Origin of the sequence: Sphingobacterium cellulitidis (assembly GCF_043187465.1) — a bacterium.
Classification (GTDB): Bacteria; Bacteroidota; Bacteroidia; order Sphingobacteriales; family Sphingobacteriaceae; genus Sphingobacterium; species Sphingobacterium cellulitidis.
Map to the genome: position 1 here is coordinate 1,580,578 of NZ_CP171136.1, position 18,069 is coordinate 1,598,646.

Annotated in this window: 14 protein-coding genes; 10 read left to right on the plus strand and 4 right to left on the minus strand. The window is 38.3% G+C overall.

The window, feature by feature from the left end; all coding sequences use genetic code 11:
• The first annotated feature begins 10 nt into the window (after window positions 1-10).
• The 5 genes from ACF3OC_RS06835 (at window position 11) to ACF3OC_RS06855 (ending at window position 6,766) form a co-directional block, all read left to right on the plus strand.
• A complete protein-coding gene (locus tag ACF3OC_RS06835; protein ID WP_094280515.1) occupies window positions 11-1,576 on the plus strand; it encodes a RagB/SusD family nutrient uptake outer membrane protein in 1,566 nt (521 codons plus the stop codon).
• 38 nt (window positions 1,577-1,614) lie between these two features.
• The gene (locus ACF3OC_RS06840) at window positions 1,615-2,559 is read left to right on the plus strand and encodes a glycoside hydrolase family 43 protein (protein WP_392471181.1); all 945 of its coding nucleotides are present in this window, start codon (window positions 1,615-1,617) and stop codon (window positions 2,557-2,559) included.
• Window positions 2,560-2,602: 43 nt separating this feature from the next.
• On the plus strand, window positions 2,603-4,597 hold the full coding sequence (locus ACF3OC_RS06845; RefSeq protein ID WP_094280517.1) for a hypothetical protein: 1,995 nt from the start codon (window positions 2,603-2,605) through the stop codon (window positions 4,595-4,597).
• Between the two features lie 83 nt (window positions 4,598-4,680).
• Window positions 4,681-5,190 carry a hypothetical protein gene (locus ACF3OC_RS06850; protein ID WP_094280518.1) on the plus strand — a complete coding sequence of 170 codons (510 nt, stop codon included), beginning with the start codon at window positions 4,681-4,683 and terminating at the stop codon, window positions 5,188-5,190.
• Between the two features lie 82 nt (window positions 5,191-5,272).
• Window positions 5,273-6,766, plus strand: coding sequence for a sulfatase (locus ACF3OC_RS06855; protein WP_094280547.1), 1,494 nt, complete (start codon window positions 5,273-5,275; stop codon window positions 6,764-6,766).
• Between the two features lie 38 nt (window positions 6,767-6,804).
• Here the strand turns inward: ACF3OC_RS06855 and ACF3OC_RS06860 are convergent, their stop codons facing one another.
• The 3 genes from ACF3OC_RS06860 to ACF3OC_RS06870 form a co-directional block, all read right to left on the minus strand.
• Entirely contained in the window at window positions 6,805-8,826 is a 2,022-nt protein-coding gene (locus ACF3OC_RS06860; RefSeq protein ID WP_094280519.1) for an FUSC family membrane protein, read from the minus strand.
• A gap of 237 nt (window positions 8,827-9,063) precedes the next feature.
• Window positions 9,064-10,257, minus strand: coding sequence for a formaldehyde dehydrogenase, glutathione-independent (gene fdhA / locus ACF3OC_RS06865; RefSeq protein ID WP_094280520.1), 1,194 nt, complete (start codon window positions 10,255-10,257; stop codon window positions 9,064-9,066).
• Between the two features lie 28 nt (window positions 10,258-10,285).
• The gene (locus ACF3OC_RS06870; RefSeq protein ID WP_094280521.1) at window positions 10,286-10,687 is read right to left on the minus strand and encodes a heme-binding protein; all 402 of its coding nucleotides are present in this window, start codon (window positions 10,685-10,687) and stop codon (window positions 10,286-10,288) included.
• Window positions 10,688-10,825: 138 nt separating this feature from the next.
• Between ACF3OC_RS06870 and ACF3OC_RS06875 the strand changes: the two genes are divergently transcribed.
• On the plus strand, window positions 10,826-11,725 hold the full coding sequence (locus ACF3OC_RS06875) for a helix-turn-helix domain-containing protein (RefSeq protein WP_094280522.1): 900 nt from the start codon (window positions 10,826-10,828) through the stop codon (window positions 11,723-11,725).
• A gap of 69 nt (window positions 11,726-11,794) precedes the next feature.
• Here the strand turns inward: ACF3OC_RS06875 and ACF3OC_RS06880 are convergent, their stop codons facing one another.
• Window positions 11,795-12,661 carry a mechanosensitive ion channel family protein gene (locus ACF3OC_RS06880; protein ID WP_094280523.1) on the minus strand — a complete coding sequence of 289 codons (867 nt, stop codon included), beginning with the start codon at window positions 12,659-12,661 and terminating at the stop codon, window positions 11,795-11,797.
• 420 nt (window positions 12,662-13,081) lie between these two features.
• Here ACF3OC_RS06880 and ACF3OC_RS06885 point away from each other — a divergent pair, with 420 nt between their 5' ends.
• The 4 genes from ACF3OC_RS06885 to ACF3OC_RS06900 all read left to right on the plus strand — a co-directional run bounded on the left by ACF3OC_RS06885 (window position 13,082) and on the right by ACF3OC_RS06900 (window position 18,069).
• On the plus strand, window positions 13,082-14,404 hold the full coding sequence (locus ACF3OC_RS06885) for a hypothetical protein (protein WP_094280524.1): 1,323 nt from the start codon (window positions 13,082-13,084) through the stop codon (window positions 14,402-14,404).
• Between the two features lie 164 nt (window positions 14,405-14,568).
• Window positions 14,569-15,411 (plus strand): sugar phosphate isomerase/epimerase, encoded by an 843-nt coding sequence (locus ACF3OC_RS06890; RefSeq protein ID WP_144043688.1) that lies wholly within the window; start codon window positions 14,569-14,571, stop codon window positions 15,409-15,411.
• Between the two features lie 3 nt (window positions 15,412-15,414).
• Window positions 15,415-16,359: an SMP-30/gluconolactonase/LRE family protein gene (locus ACF3OC_RS06895; RefSeq protein WP_094280526.1), complete on the plus strand. Its 945-nt coding sequence runs from the start codon at window positions 15,415-15,417 to the stop codon at window positions 16,357-16,359.
• 3 nt (window positions 16,360-16,362) lie between these two features.
• Window positions 16,363-18,069 carry an IlvD/Edd family dehydratase gene (locus tag ACF3OC_RS06900; RefSeq protein ID WP_094280527.1) on the plus strand — a complete coding sequence of 569 codons (1,707 nt, stop codon included), beginning with the start codon at window positions 16,363-16,365 and terminating at the stop codon, window positions 18,067-18,069.

Here is an 18,069-nt window from a genome sequence, read left to right on the forward strand (position 1 = left end):
AGAAAGAACAATGAAAAAGTTAATCAATATATTGTTTGCGGCTTGCTTGATGACAAGCTGTAGTGTGGAAGTAAATAACCCAAATACCATCTCGACAAAGACCTTTTGGAAAAGTGAAAAAGATGCCCAATTTGGTATCAATGCGGCTTACAACATGTTTTACAAACCAGGTACTTTTAGTCGTTGGTTATGGTTTCGGTTGGATTTAACTTCTGATGAAGGCTTTAGCCAAAGTCCATGGGCAGAATTAAAAGAATGGACTCAATTTAGATACAATAACTATAATTTCTGGGAAGGAAATGCATGGACTTATCGGGATTTTTATGAAGCCATCTTCCGTTCAAATCAAGTGCTGCATTATGTTCCGGAGATCGAATTTGCTGATGCTAAACAAAAGGAATACATATTAGGTCAAGCCTATTTTTTAAGAGGTCTCTATTATTACTATTTAACCGTGTTGTGGGGCAGTGAAAGCAAGAGCCTTCCGATTGTATTGGAGCCATCTACTCCTGGGATGCAACCGGAAGGGCATACTGAGAAAGAAGTTTTTGCACAGGCAATTGCCGACTTGAAGAAAGCTTCTGAACTTTTGCCTGAGGAATGGGATAATCCAAATAAAGGCCGAGCAACCAAGGGTGCAGCCCTAGCATTCAAAGCAAAATGTCATATGCAAATGCATCAATTTGCGGAGGCTAAAGCTGATTTGGATTGGTTGGTTACTGGAGTAGGAAAGAAGTACTACGATTTAACGGCAAATTATTTTGATAATTTCACCAAAGACCGGGAGAACAATCCAGAATCGGTTTTTGAAATCCAGTACTCCGATGCTAATCCTGCACCAGCGGGAGATGGCGATTTCAGTGTAGATCCAAACTTAGGTTTGAACCGGGGACAGTTTTTTGCGCCTCCAGGCATAGGCTGGACCGATGGGGAGTTAAGGCCATGGATTATCGATGAATTCAAAAAGGAAAAAAATGTAACCAATACTTTTGATATCAGATTACGCTATACAGCATTTTACAGCAGTATGCATTTGGATTTTCCAAATAATGATAAGATTTATGGTTTGGTTAGTAATGAAGCTCAATGGAATAAGGATAATTATAAAGGGCGTGTGTTTTTCAGGAAATATAGTTCTGATTATTACCGCACTTATGATGATTATTATAATCCTACGAATGTTCGCTTGATCCGATATGCAGATGTTTTATTGATGTATGCAGAATGTATTGCTGAAACAAATGGTTCCCTTTCGGATGCTGTTGCTATGGTCGATCGAGTTAGAAATCGAGTAAATATGCCTAAATTATCCGTAAATCATGCTTCTGCGAGCAGCGGTAAAGCGGCTTTTCTGAAGAGGTTGCAGATGGAGCGATTCCTAGAATTGGCGACTGAAGGCTATCGTTGGGCTGATTTGAAACGTTGGGGGCTTTTAGACAGCCAAGAAGGTTTGAATGAGCTGAAAGGGAGAGATCCTGACTTTGAAAATTTTGTAATCAAGAAACACCGCAGTTTACCAATTCCTTCGGATGAGGTAAATAATAATCCTAATGTGACTCAAAACCCTGGTTATTAATAGATAATCAGGAATGTCACAGACTTAAATTAAACGATATGAAAAAACTAAGCTATTTTCTCTTTCTGATGCTGCTATCATTAATAGGTTGCGCTAAAACAGAAAAATCCGATTTTGAGTTTAAAAATCCCGTTCCATTGGGTGATCCTTTTATCATGTTGCATGAAGGGAAATACTATGCCTATGGCACCAAAGCGCAGAATGGAATTGAGGTATATACGTCTGACGATCTGAAGGAATGGACCAAGGAAAGTTCATTGGCTCTTAAATCGGAGGATTCTTGGGGTGGTCGTTGGTTTTGGGCTCCAGAAGTCTATTATATTAAGGAAAAGAATAAATTCTTTATGTACTACTCTGCCAATGAGCATATCTGTGTGGCCACATCTGACTCGCCTTTAGGACCATTTGTGCAGGATAAGAAAGAGCCTATGCTACCCGATGAGAAAGCCATTGACAATTCATTATTTATCGATAGTGATGGCAAGCCCTATTTATACTTCGATCGTTTTAACGATGGACTTAATATTTGGGTAGCTGGGTTACAGGATGATTTACAGACTATTGATCTTGCCAGTATGAAGCCATGTATTCATGTTTCGCAAGATTGGGAAACGGTTTGGCCCAGGGTGAATGAAGGTGCTTTTGTAGTTAAGCATAAGGATTTGTATTACCTGACTTATTCAGGAAACAGTTACGAAAGTCAATCGTACGGAGTAGGATTTGCAACTTCTAAATCTGTTAATGGACCATGGACGAAATATGATAAGAATCCTATTCTACAAATGCCGGAAGATTTAGTGGGGGTAGGGCATAGTGCGATGTTTAAGGATATGGATGGCAAATTGAGAATTGTATTTCATGCTCATCATTCCAAGGATAGCATCCATCCAAGAGCGATGTATATTGCCGAAGTAACCTTTACTAATGATGCCATGCCTGTTATGAAAATAACAGGGGATATTATTCGTCCGAAATTGAAATAAATAATCCATTAAGAAAATAAATCAACAAACACATACAAGCGATATGAATATTAAATTGAAACTGACTTTAATTGCTGTTGCGTTCTGCTTAGTCGGGAAGGGGCAGGAGATGAGTCAAGCTATCATATTAAAAAAACCTGGAAATCCTGCCACGAAGTATAATTTAACTGTGAATGGGACGAGCCTTCAATCAAGTGAAACCCTCCCATTGGAGATTCAACAAAAGGTTGAGGAAAACGGAAAAAGTACCAAGATACAAGTCACCCTAACCGCAAAGGAGCGGGTTTATTTTAATTTTGAGAAGACATTTAAAATCAGTGATTTTAAACATCAAGAGAGCGAATTTATAATGCCGGGATTTTGGTACCACAAGAATTTACGCTCTCCCAAGGAGGCTCCATCCTTTGCTACGAGTGATAGTTGGCAGGTTCGTGAAGACCGTTTGAGTACGGCGATGACAGGGATATTCAATAAAGAGCAAGGTGCTTATTATTCTGTTTTACGCTTGGATGAAGCCAAGGTAGATGCTATTGCTCAACATCAATCCGGAGAAGTGATCTTGAGTTCGAAAACAGATTTGGGGTTTACAGGTTTCAAGAATGAAAATGGATCTTCAGCCTTGGTTTTTGGCTTTCCATATCATGAAGCGCCGAAATCCTATATCCGGAAATTGACCTTGGTCCCAGAAATTATAGCTTTTGAAAAATTAGAGCAAGGAGAAACCCGGACCTTAACATGGGAAATAAATCATGGAAACGCTTCAGATTATTCAGATTTTGTTTCCAAGATTTGGACTTATGCATATGATAGCAAAGCTCCAAAACCATTGCAACCAAAGTATAGCAATGATGCAGCAAAAAAGATTCTGACTAATTTTTTCAAAGAAAGTTTCGTTGATAAGTATGATTTAAAATATTATTCAGGAGTTCATTTGCGGACAGATGATTGCGTAAGCACGGGTTCCGCGGAAGTAGGATTTGTGGGGCGTGTATTATTGAATGCCTACAATTCCCTTGAGTTTGCTGAACAGCATCAAGATCAAAAACTTATGGCAGATGCGAATGCCATATTTGAAAGTTATTTGAAGAATGGATTTACCAAGAATGGTTTTTTCAAGGAGTTTGTTGATTTTGAGAGGAATCGTGAAGATGATGTTTTCAGCATCCGCAGACAGTCAGAAGGAGTATTTGCGATTTTAAATTATTTAAAGTACGAGAAATCCAAAGGAAGGAAGCATCCGGAATGGGAAAAGAGGATGGAGAACATTTTGGCGAACTTCTCGAAGCTGCAACTTGCTGATGGTAGTTTTCCTAGGAAATTTGATGATAATCTTCAAGTTAAGGATGAAAGTGGAGGGAGTACTCCATCGGCTACACTGCCATTAACCATGGCTTATAAATATTTTGGAAAGAAATCCTATTTAGAAGAAGCGAAGCGGTCTGCTGATTATCTTGAAAAGGAAATCATCAACAAATCAGATTATTTTTCATCAACGTTAGATGCGAATTGCGAAGATAAAGAAGCTTCATTGTATGCATCTACAGCCATGTATTACATGGCGATGGCAACCAAAGGGAAGGAGCATCAACATTACGTTGATCAGAGTATGAAGGCGGCTTATTTTTGTTTGACTTGGTATTATACATGGGATGTTCCATTTGCGCAAGGTCAGATGTTAGGCGATGTTGGATTTCAATCCAGGGGTTGGGGAAATGTTTCCGTGGAAAATAATCATGTTGATGTCTTTATTTTCGAGTTCGCAACAGTTTTGGATTGGTTAGCGAAAGAAAGAAAGCAAAGCCGTTTTTCAGATTTTTCAAAGGTGATCAAAACTTCCATGTTGCAATTAATGCCAATTGAAGGCCAACTGTATAATATTGCAAAAGTAGGCTATTATCCAGAGGTTGTTCAGCATACAAATTGGGATTATGGAAAGAATGGAAAGGGATTCTACAATGATATTTTCGCACCGGGATGGACTGTAGCTTCTTTATGGCAAATGCTGTCGCCAAATCGAGTGGAAGAATTTTTTAAGTAAAAGTAATTTATTAATTAGTTGAAGGTCAGTATATTAATGCTGACCTTTTTTATTAAATTTAAGCTAAAATAAGCCCAATTATTATGCGATATCTATTGATTTTTCTAGCATTTTTGTATTTCTTGCCTTCGTATGGACAGAAGATAGAACAAAACAGGATTAAAAATAACAATACTATATTCTTATTGGATTCTGTTTTGGTTCCTCGAGATTCCGTAGAATATCTAATCAAAAAAGATGAGGTCAGTGAATTTAGTATATTAAGATCAACGGATCCCATTCTTCAGCAATTAGGTATAAAAACTCAGGATGATGCCATTTATATTATTAGTAAATCTGCTAATCGAAAAAAATATCAAAACTATTTGGGTGCTAAATCAGCAAAGTTCCAAAAATTAACAATGGAGGATAACCTAAATGCTAATGTTCAGTTTATTATCAACAACCAGATAGTTAAACAAGATGTCGAAAAAGCATTGTCTCAAATTAATGATGAAAATTTTGTTTTGCTGAAGGTGTTGAATAAAGATAAATTAAAAAAAGAATTTCAAGTTGAAGACAAGGATTTTGGAGTTAGTATTAGAACTAAATAAGAATATTATTAAATTAATTCAAAAATCCTTATCTTCTGTTCCATACTTAAACTTTATATATACTATTTCCAACCGATCTATTATGAATTTCAAGAGGGTCTTATTAGGCATGTTGTCCATTTTTTTATGTTATGCTGTTCATGCGCAGAAAAAATCCAATATTATCATTTTTATGGTAGATGATATGGGTTGGCAAGATACTTCCTATCCCTTTGGACCTAATACTACAGCATTCAATACAAGATATCATACTCCTAATATGGAGCGATTGGCAAAATCTGGGGTAGCCTTTACAGATGCTTATAGTACACCAGTTTGTACACCTACGAGGGTTAGTTTAATTACAGGGATGAATGCCAGCAAACATCATGTCACCAATTGGACTGCCCCGATGAAAGATAATCCTACCGGAAATAAGGATGAGGAGATGGAAGAACCGGACTGGAATTATAATGGGATGAGTCCCATTGCAGGGGTGGAGCATACTATTTATGCAACTCCATTGGCACAAATCTTAAAGGATCATGGTTATTTTACCATTCATGCTGGGAAAGCACATTGGGGTTCTGCCGGTACAGCAGGTTCGAATCCATATTCCCTTGGATTTACTGTGAATATCGCTGGGACCTCAACGGGTCGACCAGCAAGTTATTGGGGGGAACAGAATTTTGGCCGCACCAGTACAGATTATCATGGAATTGAGAATTTGCAAGAATATTTTGGTCAAGAAATAAATTTGACGGAAGCCCTTACCCGAGAGGCATTAAAGAGTTTGGAATTTCCGATTCAGCATAAGCTTCCTTTCTTCCTCAATTTAAGCCATTATGCCTTACATGATCCTTTAATGGAAGATCGTCGATATTTTCAAAAGTATCTGGATCAGGGGCTCAGTCGAAACGAGGCAAAATATGCATCCATGATCGAAAGTATGGATAAGAGTTTAGGAGATGTTTTGGATTTTCTGGAGAGCAAAAATATCCAAGATAATACCTATATCATTTTCATCAGTGATAATGGTGGGTTAAGTACAATTCCCCCGAGGGACGGGGTTGCCCATACACATAATAAGCCATTACGCTCTGGAAAGGGTTCTATTTATGAAGGTGGGATTCGAGTTCCTTTGATGATAAAGGGAATTAAGAATAATGTGAAAAATAAGCGAAATGATGTGCCCGTAATCGTGGAGGATATTTTTCCTACCGTTCTAGATATGGCACAGATAAAGAAGGTAAAAACTGTTCAAGAAATAGATGGGATTAGTCAATTGAGTGCATTGAAAAACGTAGGGACAGTAAGTCAAGAACGTCCATTGGTATTCCATATTCCTAATAAGTGGACCAAGAGTGATGGCGATGGTTTTAACTATCGATCTGCAATCCGAAAAGGGAAATATAAGCTTGTTTGGTCATTAAGAAATGATTCATTTGAGTTATTTGATCTAGAAGAGGATTTAGGAGAACAAAATAATCTTATAGAAAAAGAAGGTATGCAGGTAATCGGTGAAGGTTTGAAATCAGAACTGCAGACCATCCTGAAAAATAATAAAGCGCCGATGCCGAAAAGAAAAGGCAATTAAAATCACCAGATATTGCTATTTATAGCTAGGATAAGAGATTACTTGCTGGTTTCGAATTTTATAGGATTAGCAGTCTTTATTTTCTTGCTTTTGGAAAATTTCTGGGCACAATCTTCTGCTTCTGCAATAATGCTGTTGATATAATTTATTTTCGACTCCATTTCTTTTGGTTCAAGTGTAAACCCAAGCTTGGTCATATTAACAGATAATCCAACCAGAAGGGCATTGATGCGGTATGCTAAGGTTTGGAAATGGGCAATGTCCGCCTTAAAGTATTTGCCTTTGAGTGGTTCTTTGGCAAGTTGATCCAAGGAATCATACGATTGAGCTAGAGAGGCCTGTGTAGACTTTCTAAGTAACCTTAAATCATAATAATTCAAACTTCCTGAATAATAACTTTCCTGAATTTTCTTGAGGTAGGAAGTAAAGTGTTGCATTAAGGCATTTGTACTCTGTTCCACTGTTCTATAGTGATTGATTGGAATGGCAAGACAGCCTAAAACTGCAAAAATGGATCCTAGTAAAGTGAATGCGAACCTGCTGCCCAATAAATCCTGAATACTGCCTTCATGCACATGTTGCCCCAATAATATGGTGATGGTAATAAAGATTACACAGACCAAGTAATTGGGCTTGTTGAAGAGTAGGAACAAGTATAAACATAGTGCAGCTATACCAATTAATAAGAACGTATTGGAAATGAATATTAAGAGGATCAAGCTGATTGCTATGCCAATAACAGAACCAATGATACGTTCGTAGTTTCTTTTTTGGGTCGTGGTATAACTAGGCCGAGCAACGAGGATAATGGTCAGTAAAATCCAAGATGCATATCTAAACTCAGGAAGAAGAAATCCAATCAATCCAGCTGCCATAAGAAGAATGGCCATTCGAACGGCATAAGAGAATATTGAAGACTTAAAGGTCAGGTTCTTAATAATGGTATTGAAGCTACTCTTCGGAGCAACAAAAGCTTCAAAATTCTTGGATTCGACCAGAGTGTTATCTTGATAGAGTTCCTTTGCTTCAATTTTTTGGAGAATGTCTGCTACATGTCTCAGTTGGGTGCTAATAGAACAAATTAATGCCCATTTTTCTGGCGAGGCATCAGCCTCATCAGTCTCTAATTGCAGCAATAATTCTTCTAATTTATATCTTTTGGTTTTTGATTTTCTAAGGTTGCTGGCAAGTGTTAATCTTTTAGTTTCCTTTGAAAGCAGTAATAGAGCCTGGCGAATTAATTTCAGCGTCTGCCCACCTTTCAGGGTTTCCCGGATATGCTCATAGTCATTATCGATTGCCATCAATAATTCATACAGATCGACCAGTTGGTAGAGTTTCGCTAGCCAAATTTTGCTTTCTTGATCCTTTTCAGAATGAAGTTTTTTATCTCGCAATAGAATGGACCTGATGGCTTCCAATTGATCACTCAATTTACTATGGAGCGTACTTAAATCTTTATATGTTTTAGGAAGGGCGGCATTTTCATCATAACAATCCACTTTTAGACGGATAAGTTTTGCCATTGAATTCAAGCCAGCATCTAAAGCATAATGAAGTGAGCGATGAGGGTGAAGGTAGACTTGGATTATGCAAACAATAAAGAAGAATAAGGCTCCTGCGGTGAGGGATAAGCTAAAGATAATTGGGTCCGTAGGTTTGAGGCCGATTGTGAAACTGGCCACAATTAATCCTAAATTTCCAACTACATTAATTCGAAATCCGAGTAAAGCAATGATGGTATATATAAACCCAAAAATTCCCAACAGGGGAATGATAATCCAGGAATGATGAAAAATTGTAAAAGAGACGGAAAGCGCTGTAATTAAAAATATAGGTATACAATAGGCTGCGGTACTAAGTTTGTCAGTTTTATTACCTGGAACATCTGTTAAAGCAGCTAGAAGTGCTCCGACAGCGAAGGCTATTGCTATGGCTCCATCAATGAAAAAGAAGATAAAGAAACTCGGAACTAATATTACCAAAATGTTTCGAAGGGCATCCAGACTTGACTCGGTCTTTAAAAATGATGCTATCCTCGAAAATACAGCTGCAACCAATATTTTATAATTGAATTAATTTATTACGGCGCAAAAATAATAATTTCAATTGAATAATGAAATTAGATACCGAGTAATTATTTTATTTCAATATATAATTTTGTGAAACACCTATTTTTGTGTTTTTAATTTTGTAAAAAGCCCCGATTATTCGAGGCTTTTTGATTTCAATAGGTAAATTCGGGTCTATTTATACATACATGGTTTTTACACCTGTTTAAAAAATAATCTGATTTCCTATGCGGGAATCATGCCATGCGGATCGATGACATATTTCCTTGCTGCACCTTTATCAAAATCGGAATAACCTTGTGGCGCGTCATTTAGCGTAATGATTTGCACATTTACGGCATCTGCGATTTTTATTTTATAATAAAGAATTGCATTCATTAAAGGGCGGTGATATTTCATAACCGGACATTGTCCAGTATAGAAACAGTGAGATTTTGCCCATCCTAATCCGAATCGGATTTTGAGATTTCCTTGTTTTGCGGCACCATCTGCAGCGCCTGGATCTTCAGTCACATAGAGACCAGGGATTCCAATTGCACCACCGGCTCTGGTCACTTCCATAGCTTGATTTAGGACCACAGCAGGTTGTTCCTCAGATGCTCCCGAATGTGAGTGTGCTCGAGCTTCAAAGCCCACACAGTCTACAAAACAGTCTACTTCAGGTACACCAATGATGTCTTCAATCAAGTCTGCCAGTTCAGCTCCTGAATTTAAGTTCACGGTTTCACAGCCGAAGCTACGAGCCTGAGCAAGTCTTTCTTCATTGAGGTCGCCGACAATAACTACGGCGGCACCTAATAAATGACAACTTGCAGCACATGCTAATCCTACAGGTCCTGCACCCGCAACATAGACAATTGAACCAGGTCCTACGCCTGCAGAAACTGCACCATGGAATCCTGTTGGAAAAATATCTGAAAGCATGGTAAGATCTCGAATGTAAGCTAAAGCTTGTTCATTATCGGGGAACTTTAATAAATTAAAATCCGCATAAGGAACCATTACATATTCAGCTTGTCCGCCGACCCAACCGCCCATATCAACATAGCCATAAGCAGCACCGGGACGGGAAGGATTTACATTTAAGCAAATTCCTGTTTTACCTTCTTTACAATTTCGACATCGTCCACATGCAATATTAAAAGGAACTGAGACAATATCACCCACGTTGATAAATTCCACATCCCGACCTTTTTCTATGACTTGTCCTGTGATTTCATGTCCTAGTACCAATCCTGCAGAGGCCGTTGTCCGTCCTCTGACCATATGTTGATCTGATCCACAAATATTAGTGGATACTATTTTTAAAATTACGCCGTGTTCACATTTGCGATCCCCGAGCGCCAATTTTGGATAATCTATTTCTTGTACCTGAACCTCTCCGGGTCCCATATATACAACACCGTGATTTTGACACATAATAAATAGGTTTAATGTTTAAAAAATCTTAGACTGCTGCCGCACCTGCAGCAGCTACTGCATGGTCATCTTCCACAGTGCTACCGCTGACACCAACAGCACCAATGACATTGCCACTAGCATCCTTGATCAGGACACCCCCAGGGAAACTGATTAGTCCATGATTGGAGTGTTCGATGTTATATAATGGTCCTCCAGGCTGAGAAAGTTTACCAATTTCACCAGTATCCATATTAAAATATCGTGCTGTACGCGCCTTTTTTTGTGAGATATCAATAGATCCCAACCAGGCATCATCCATTTTATTAAAAGCCACCAAATTGGTTCCTGAATCTACTACTGCAATATTCATTTTAACACCTAATTCTTGGGATTTTTTAATAGCTGCGTCCACAACTTTTCTTGCTTGTTCTAATGTGATGTTACTCATAGCTGATTGTTTTTTAAGTTTATATACTATAAAGTTATTGGATGTAGGGCAAGGAAGATGTAAGTATAGTTTCATTAAGTATTACGATAGTTTCAAAAAATTAATTTAACTTTAAAAGAGTGTGAACCTGCGGAATTTATGAGCTATACCATCGATTTATTGTCTATACAAACGCCTGAGCATCTTCGAAGTGGTCAGGAGCATCAAACTCGGTTCGATTGTGGGGAGTTTGAGGTCAATATATTCGAGACTTTTCAATCCTCCACGAAAGTTAAAATTACCTATCAGGGCTTGTCTATTTCCAGTATGATCCGAGGGTATAAAACGGTTTTTACGCAAGGGGGTGAGACCTTTAAATTTTTACCGGGAAGCTCATTGATTTTGCCTGAGGGAGAGACTATTTTTGCTGACTTTCCGGAGGCGGATTTAAAGAATCCGGTTCAATGTGCTACGATTTTGATTTCAAGTGAATCCCTGGAGGGGCAGCTAAAATTTCTAAATAAAAATTATCCGGAGAATGAGAACTGGTCCTTAGATTTTTCAAATTTTCACTTTAATAATAACTCGGGTTTGGTTCGGGCGTTTAATGAGTTGCTTCAGGTTGCCACACAAGACGAACCTAATCTTCCCTTGAGTGATTTATTGCTGAAGTCCTTTTTGATCAGGATTATTGAGTCTCAAAAGGAGCATGCTCGGGAGGAAAATAGTTTACAATCCAACAGTCAATTGCATGTGATCAAGAATTTTATCAAGGAAAATCTGGGGCAGCCATTAAATTCGGAACTATTGATGAAGATTGGCAATTGCAGTAAAAGTACCTTACATCGGATGTTTGAAACCTATTGTGGGATTACACCTGGGGCCTATATTTTACAGGAGCGAATGCTGAATGCTCGAAATCTTTTATTACAAGCAGATTCCAATATTTCAGATGTTGCCTATAAGACTGGGTTTAGTTCCTTGAGTTATTTTGTAAAACAATTCAAGGCTTTTCACAATTGTACGCCAGGGGATTATATCAAGAAGTTTGGGCGTTAGGCTGGGGGAATAAAAAAGGAGCCCCAATATAATTCGGAGCTCCCAGGGTATTAAGATGTAGTAATAGTCTTAATTGTTGGATTTGTTAATAATCACACGATGGGGGATTGGAGCTTTAATTCCATTGCTGTCAAAAGCTTTTTTCACTAACTCTTGCACTTCAAAATAGACAGTCCAATAATTCTCTTGGGTAGTGTAGGGTCTGATTGCTAAGGTTGTCATTCCATCTGCTACTTCCATTACACTTACCTCAGGTTGCGGAGTTTCCAAAACTTTAGGATGTTGCTTCATAGCCCCAATAGCAACTTCTCTTGCAAAATCAATGTTCTGATCCAATCCTACTGCCAATTTCATATCTACCCTTAGGTTTCCATGGGTATTAAAATTAACAATCACCCCAGTTGATAATGCTCCATTTGGGAGGATGATGGTTTTGTTTTCGGGTGATAATAAGGTAGTATTGAAGATTCCGATTTCGGTCACCAGCCCCATGCTTTGTTGGGCTTCAATAATATCTCCAATTCTAAAAGGTTTAAAGATCATTAACATGACGCCACCTGCAAGATTTCCAAGGGAACCATTCAAGGCAGCCCCAATGGCTAAGCCTGCACCTGCTAATAAGGCTGCAAAACTTGTGATGTTGACACCCAGCATTCCGATAATGGCTAAGAACATCAGGATGGTCAGGGTAACTTTTACAATGGAGACTAGGAAATTCTGTAAGGAAGGGTCAAAATTTTTACCTGCCAATACCTTTCTAAACAGGGCTCCAATTCGACCAATGATCCATTGTCCAATGAGATAAACGAGTAAGGCTCCCAGGATTTTCGGGGCATAACTTAAGGCCATGTCCTTGATTTTCATCATCCAAACACCTCCTTGGTCCAAGAGGTTGTTTGCGCCAGTTAGATCTGTGCTAATTTGTAGTAATTTCATAAGAATGTTTATTTGATATTATTCTATTATGAAATATCATGCCATATTAATTAAATTATGTCGATAAATTGCCACGATAATTTAAATTATAAGATAATAAATATGAATTTCCTTCATTTTGTTTTCGAAGGTGTTAGGTAAATTAATAGTTTTTAGATAGATACGGTTGTAGAAATCAAAAAAAATAAATAAACTTTTCTTTATAAATAAAACTATAAAGATTTCATTCTCAATTGTGTTTTAGATTTATTGAGAATTAATATGGAATTGTGTATTAATTTTCATCTTAAATAGTAGACAATTGGAATGTGAAAATGAAGCGGTTAAATAATCTATTTAAGAATGAAAATTGTATTTTTAGAAAAGGCTTCAAATTGGACATAAAAATTGATAAACCTAAATCTTTCAAATTGAATTATTATGAGTGAAAAATTTCTGATAGATGAACAAACCCTGAAGGATTTACAGCTGAGAGATCGTCATAGTCGAACGCTGCTACAGTTTTTTGATAATACCATTACGGATGGGGGGATGTTTTACTTAATGGATATTTTCTATGATGCGGTTTTGGATATTGATGTTATCAAGGATCGTCAGATGAAGATCCGTCGATTAGAGCCGGTTGCTGATGAGGAATTTCTATTCTATCGGGTAATTATCCAGGATTTGGAGAAATATGTAAAGTCTTCACATTCAGGTCGCGCAGCATCCTTGACGCTAATGGATTTTATTGGAGTAAAGGCTCCAGCCTATTACTATAAGAAAAGATCTATTATAGAGGCTTGCGAATTTATGATCAAGTGCCAGAATTTTTATAAGAAAGTTAATCAACATGCCTTTTATCAGGACATAGACGATATGATCCAGTTAATTGAGGAATGTTTATCCATGGTTTTCAAGAAAAAAATTTATGATGTTGAGAAATTAAAGATCAATATTTTCAATATTGAGAATTTTGATAAAATGATTCGGTATACCTTGGCGCCGCAACTGAAAAAGATCATTTCATTTTTTTATGAGATTGATGCTTTTTTATCAGTTGCTAAAGTTTCGAAAACACATGGATTCTGTTATCCGGAGGTATATCCTAAGAATCAGACCGGGGTAATTGAGATGGATGGGGTTTATCATACCTTTCATAAGAATCCGGTCAAGAATGATATTCGGATGGAGCGAGGGAAGAAGATTTGGTTTTTGACGGGTGCAAACATGGCAGGAAAATCATCGATCATCAAAACGATTTCCACAGCTTTGTATTTGACCCATATAGGCTTTCCCGTTCCAGCAGATGCTATGCGGACAGATTTAATTGATGGGGTTTTTACGAGTATTAATTTACAGGATAATCTGGATCTTGGCTATAGCCACTTTTATGTGGAGGCCATTCGATTGAAGACAATTGTTGATCAATTGCCAAAGAACTCCAATGCGGTTATTATTTTGGATGAATTGTTCAAGGGTACAAATCATATTGATGCCTACAATGCCATATTAAAAGTTTTAAAGAATTTAGCTGATGTGGATGGTCCTTATGTAATTGTTTCCTCGCATATTACCGAGTTATCCAAGGAGCTTGTCGAGATTCCTTCGGTTGCTTTTTATAAAATGCTCATTGAAAATGATTCAGAAGGACTGCCGATTTTCACCTATAAAATTAAGGAGGGAATAGCAGAGGAAAAACTAGGCATGTGGTTGTTGAAGAAAAGTGGAGCGTTTGACTCCATCGATAGGCTTAAAAGTTAAGGTATAATTGGGAATTGCTTCCCAATACGACTTGAGCTAGTAACATAATTATTTCATAAAAATACCTCTAAAGATGTTAGGGGTATTTTTATATTCATTAAATTTAAGGGTATTAATACCATTTTCGATGCTTTAAAAAGCATCATAAACCTAAACTTAATTTAATGAAACCATTCTTTTCACCCTTAGGTTCAATTCTGTTCATTCTACTTTTCAGCTTTATGTTGTTGCCTACTCGCGTTTTATCCCAGACCAAAGGGAAAATTGAAATTGGGGTTGGGCTATATTCCTTTAATAAGTTTCCATTCAAAGAGGCGGTTCAGATGTCCAAAAAGGCAAATGTCCGGAATGTGGAGGGTTTTTCCTTTCATCAATTGGGTGGAGAATTCGGTAAATCTTTGTTTGTAGATCTGACAGATTCAGAGCTTGCTAAAATGAAGGAAATTCTGAAAACAAATAATATCCAAATGCAGTCTATGTATGTTGATGCAAAAACTACTTCAGATTGGGAAAAGGTTTTTAAACAAGCGGATAAATTGGGCTTAAAATATCTTGTTGGGGAGCCGGATCCGCAACTATTGGATGTTGTAAATAACCTTGCCAAGAAGTATGATTTGCCATTTGGGATTCATGAGCATGCGAAAGGATTAAGTCATTATTGGCATCCAGATTCGGTATTAACGGCTATCAATGGACGTTCTCATCTCAAGGCCTGTGCTGATATTGGACATTGGGTTCGGAGTGGGTTGGATCCGGTTGAATGTTTGAGGAAGTTGGAAGGAAATATCTTAAGTCTTCATGTTAAAGATCTAGATTCAGCGGGGAATCCTAATGCCAAGGATGTTAATGCAGGAGCCGGCGTTATTGATTTTGATGCCGTGGTTTCGGAATTAAAAAGACAAGGTTTTAAAGGGGATGTTTTTATAGAATGTGAACATAATTGGGATAATAATTTAAAAGACGTAATAGAATCAGTAAATTATATGAATCAAAAGACCAAATTATAAGCAATGCTTGAATCGAAGAGAATTGAAATGTTAGATTTTCCGATTTGCCAACATGGGGAAGGGCCGATTTGGCATTCAGCAAGGCAATCGGCCTTCTGGGTGGATATACTTTCCGATCAAATTATTGAATATTCTTGGGCAAGCAAAAAAATTAGTCAGTATGCAGCACCTAAAATGGTGTCTGCCATTTTTGAAATCGCGGATGATTTATCGAGCCTGATTATTACGTATCAGGGTGGCGTCGGGATATATGATCTGCAAACTCAGCAAGTGGAACTTCTTGATGATTTGGGAATTGAATGGCTTGAAACCCGCTGTAATGATGCTGCCATTGATCCAGATGGGAATTTATGGTTTAGTACGACTCATATTGATCATCAAGAAGCTGCCGGTGCCTTATATCGTTATGATTCCTATGGCAAGTTGGATAAGGTTTTATCCGATGTGAGTATTTCCAATTGGCCATGTTGGAGTCCTGATGGGAAGTTTCTTTTCCATACAGACAGTGCTTATAGAAGAATAAATAGCTATGAGTTTCAGTGGACACATCTAGAAGCTTTGCCTTTTCAAATTGAAGTTTCAGAAGATGTTGGTTTTCCAGATGGGATGTGTATGGATGGGGATGGGGTTTTATGGGTTGCTATTTGGTCAGGATTTCGGGTTGTGGGAATCGACACAAATAAACGAACAGATAAAATGAGTTCTTATCAAGAGGCAATTGGGAATTCCTCTTGGTTGGTTCAAGACGTTCTAGATTTGCCAATACCGCAGGTTTCGTCCTCTTGTTTTGTAGGACCGGATTTAGATCATTTATTAATTACGAGTTCTAGGAAAGATTTGAGTCAAGAGGATTTAGAAAAATACCCCGATAGCGGGAAGGTATTTATTATCAAAATGAATTCAACAGGGTTAGCATTGGCGCCCTATAAAAAGAAATTTAAGCTATAGCATATGAAACTAAGAAGCAAAGAATGGTTTGCTCGGAAGGGCAAAGATGGTTTTATTTATCGTGCCTGGATGAAGAACCAGGGGATTCCGGCGGATATGTTTGAGGGGAAGCCGGTTATTGGCATTTGTAATACCTGGTCGGAATTGACTCCATGTAATGCGCATTTACGGGATTTAGCGGAAGCTGTAAAGAAAGGAGTCTTGGAAGCTGGCGGTTTTCCATTGGAATTTCCGGTCATGTCATTGGGGGAAACCTTGATGAAACCCACTGCCATGTTGTTCAGAAATTTGGCGAGTATGGATGTTGAGGAGTCCATCCGAGCCAATCCGATAGATGGGGTTATTCTACTATGTGGATGTGATAAGACCACGCCATCGTTGGTAATGGGGGCATGCAGTGTGGATTTACCTACCATTGTTGTTTCAGGGGGTGCTATGTTGACGGGGAAATATAAGGGAAAAGATATAGGTACCAGTGATTTATGGCGATTTGCGGATGAGTCGAAGAAAGGCTTGTTGTCGGAGGAGGAGATGAATATGGCAGAGGCTGGTATGTGTCGGAGTATAGGTCATTGTGCTGTTATGGGCACAGCATCTACCATGGCCGGTATGGTGGAATCCTTGGGTTTGACCTTGCCGGGGAATGCGGCCATTCCAGCTGCAGATTCCAATCGAAAAGTATTGGCAAGAATGTCTGGAAGAAGGATCGTTCAGCTAATCAAGGATGATGTTAAAATGTCGGATATCCTCAAACGGGAAGCCTTTGAGAATGCGATCAAGGTAAATGCTGCTATTGGCGGATCTACAAACTTTGCTATTCATTTAATGGCCATTGCAGGAAGAATAGGTGTTGAATTAAATCTGGAGGATTTTGATCATTTTTCAAAAGATATTCCATTGGTAGCAAACCTTCAACCTTCGGGGAAATACTTTATGGAAGACCTGTATTATGCAGGCGGCATTCCGGCGGTGATGAACAGCATTCAAGCAGCCTTAAACCGAGATGTTTTGACGGTAAATGGTCGGACCATCGCAGAGAATATTGCAGATCAGGTCAGTTTAAATGATGAAGTTATTTCAAGTACCGATCAACCTTTTAATCCCAGATCGGGGATTGTGGTGTTAAAGGGGAATTTATGTGAGAATGGTGCTGTAATAAAGCCTTCAGCGGCTACTCCGGCATTGATGAAGCATCGCGGAAAAGCCGTAGTATTTGAGAATATTGAGGACTACAAAGCTAAGATTGATTCTCCGGACCTGGATGTAGATGCGAACAGTGTTTTGGTTTTAAAAAATGTGGGACCAAAAGGATATCCGGGGATGCCAGAAGTTGGGAACATGGGTATTCCAAAGAAGTTATTGGAAAAAGGAGTCAATGATATGGTTCGCATATCAGATGGGCGGATGAGTGGAACAGGCTTTGGAACGGTTGTTTTACATGTTTCACCAGAGTCAGCCATTGGCGGAACCTTAGCATTGGTGCAGGATGGAGATGAGATTGAATTGGATGTAGAAGCTAGGAAGCTCAATCTATTAGTCGATGCAAAAGAGCTTGAACTGCGAAAACAAAATTTAAAACTGAATCTTAATGTTTATAGCCGCGGCTATTGCAAGTTATATGTAGACCATGTTGAGCAAGCCCATTTGGGTGCAGATTTGGACTTTCTAAAAGGTGGATCTGGCAGTGAGGTATTACGCGATTCGCATTAA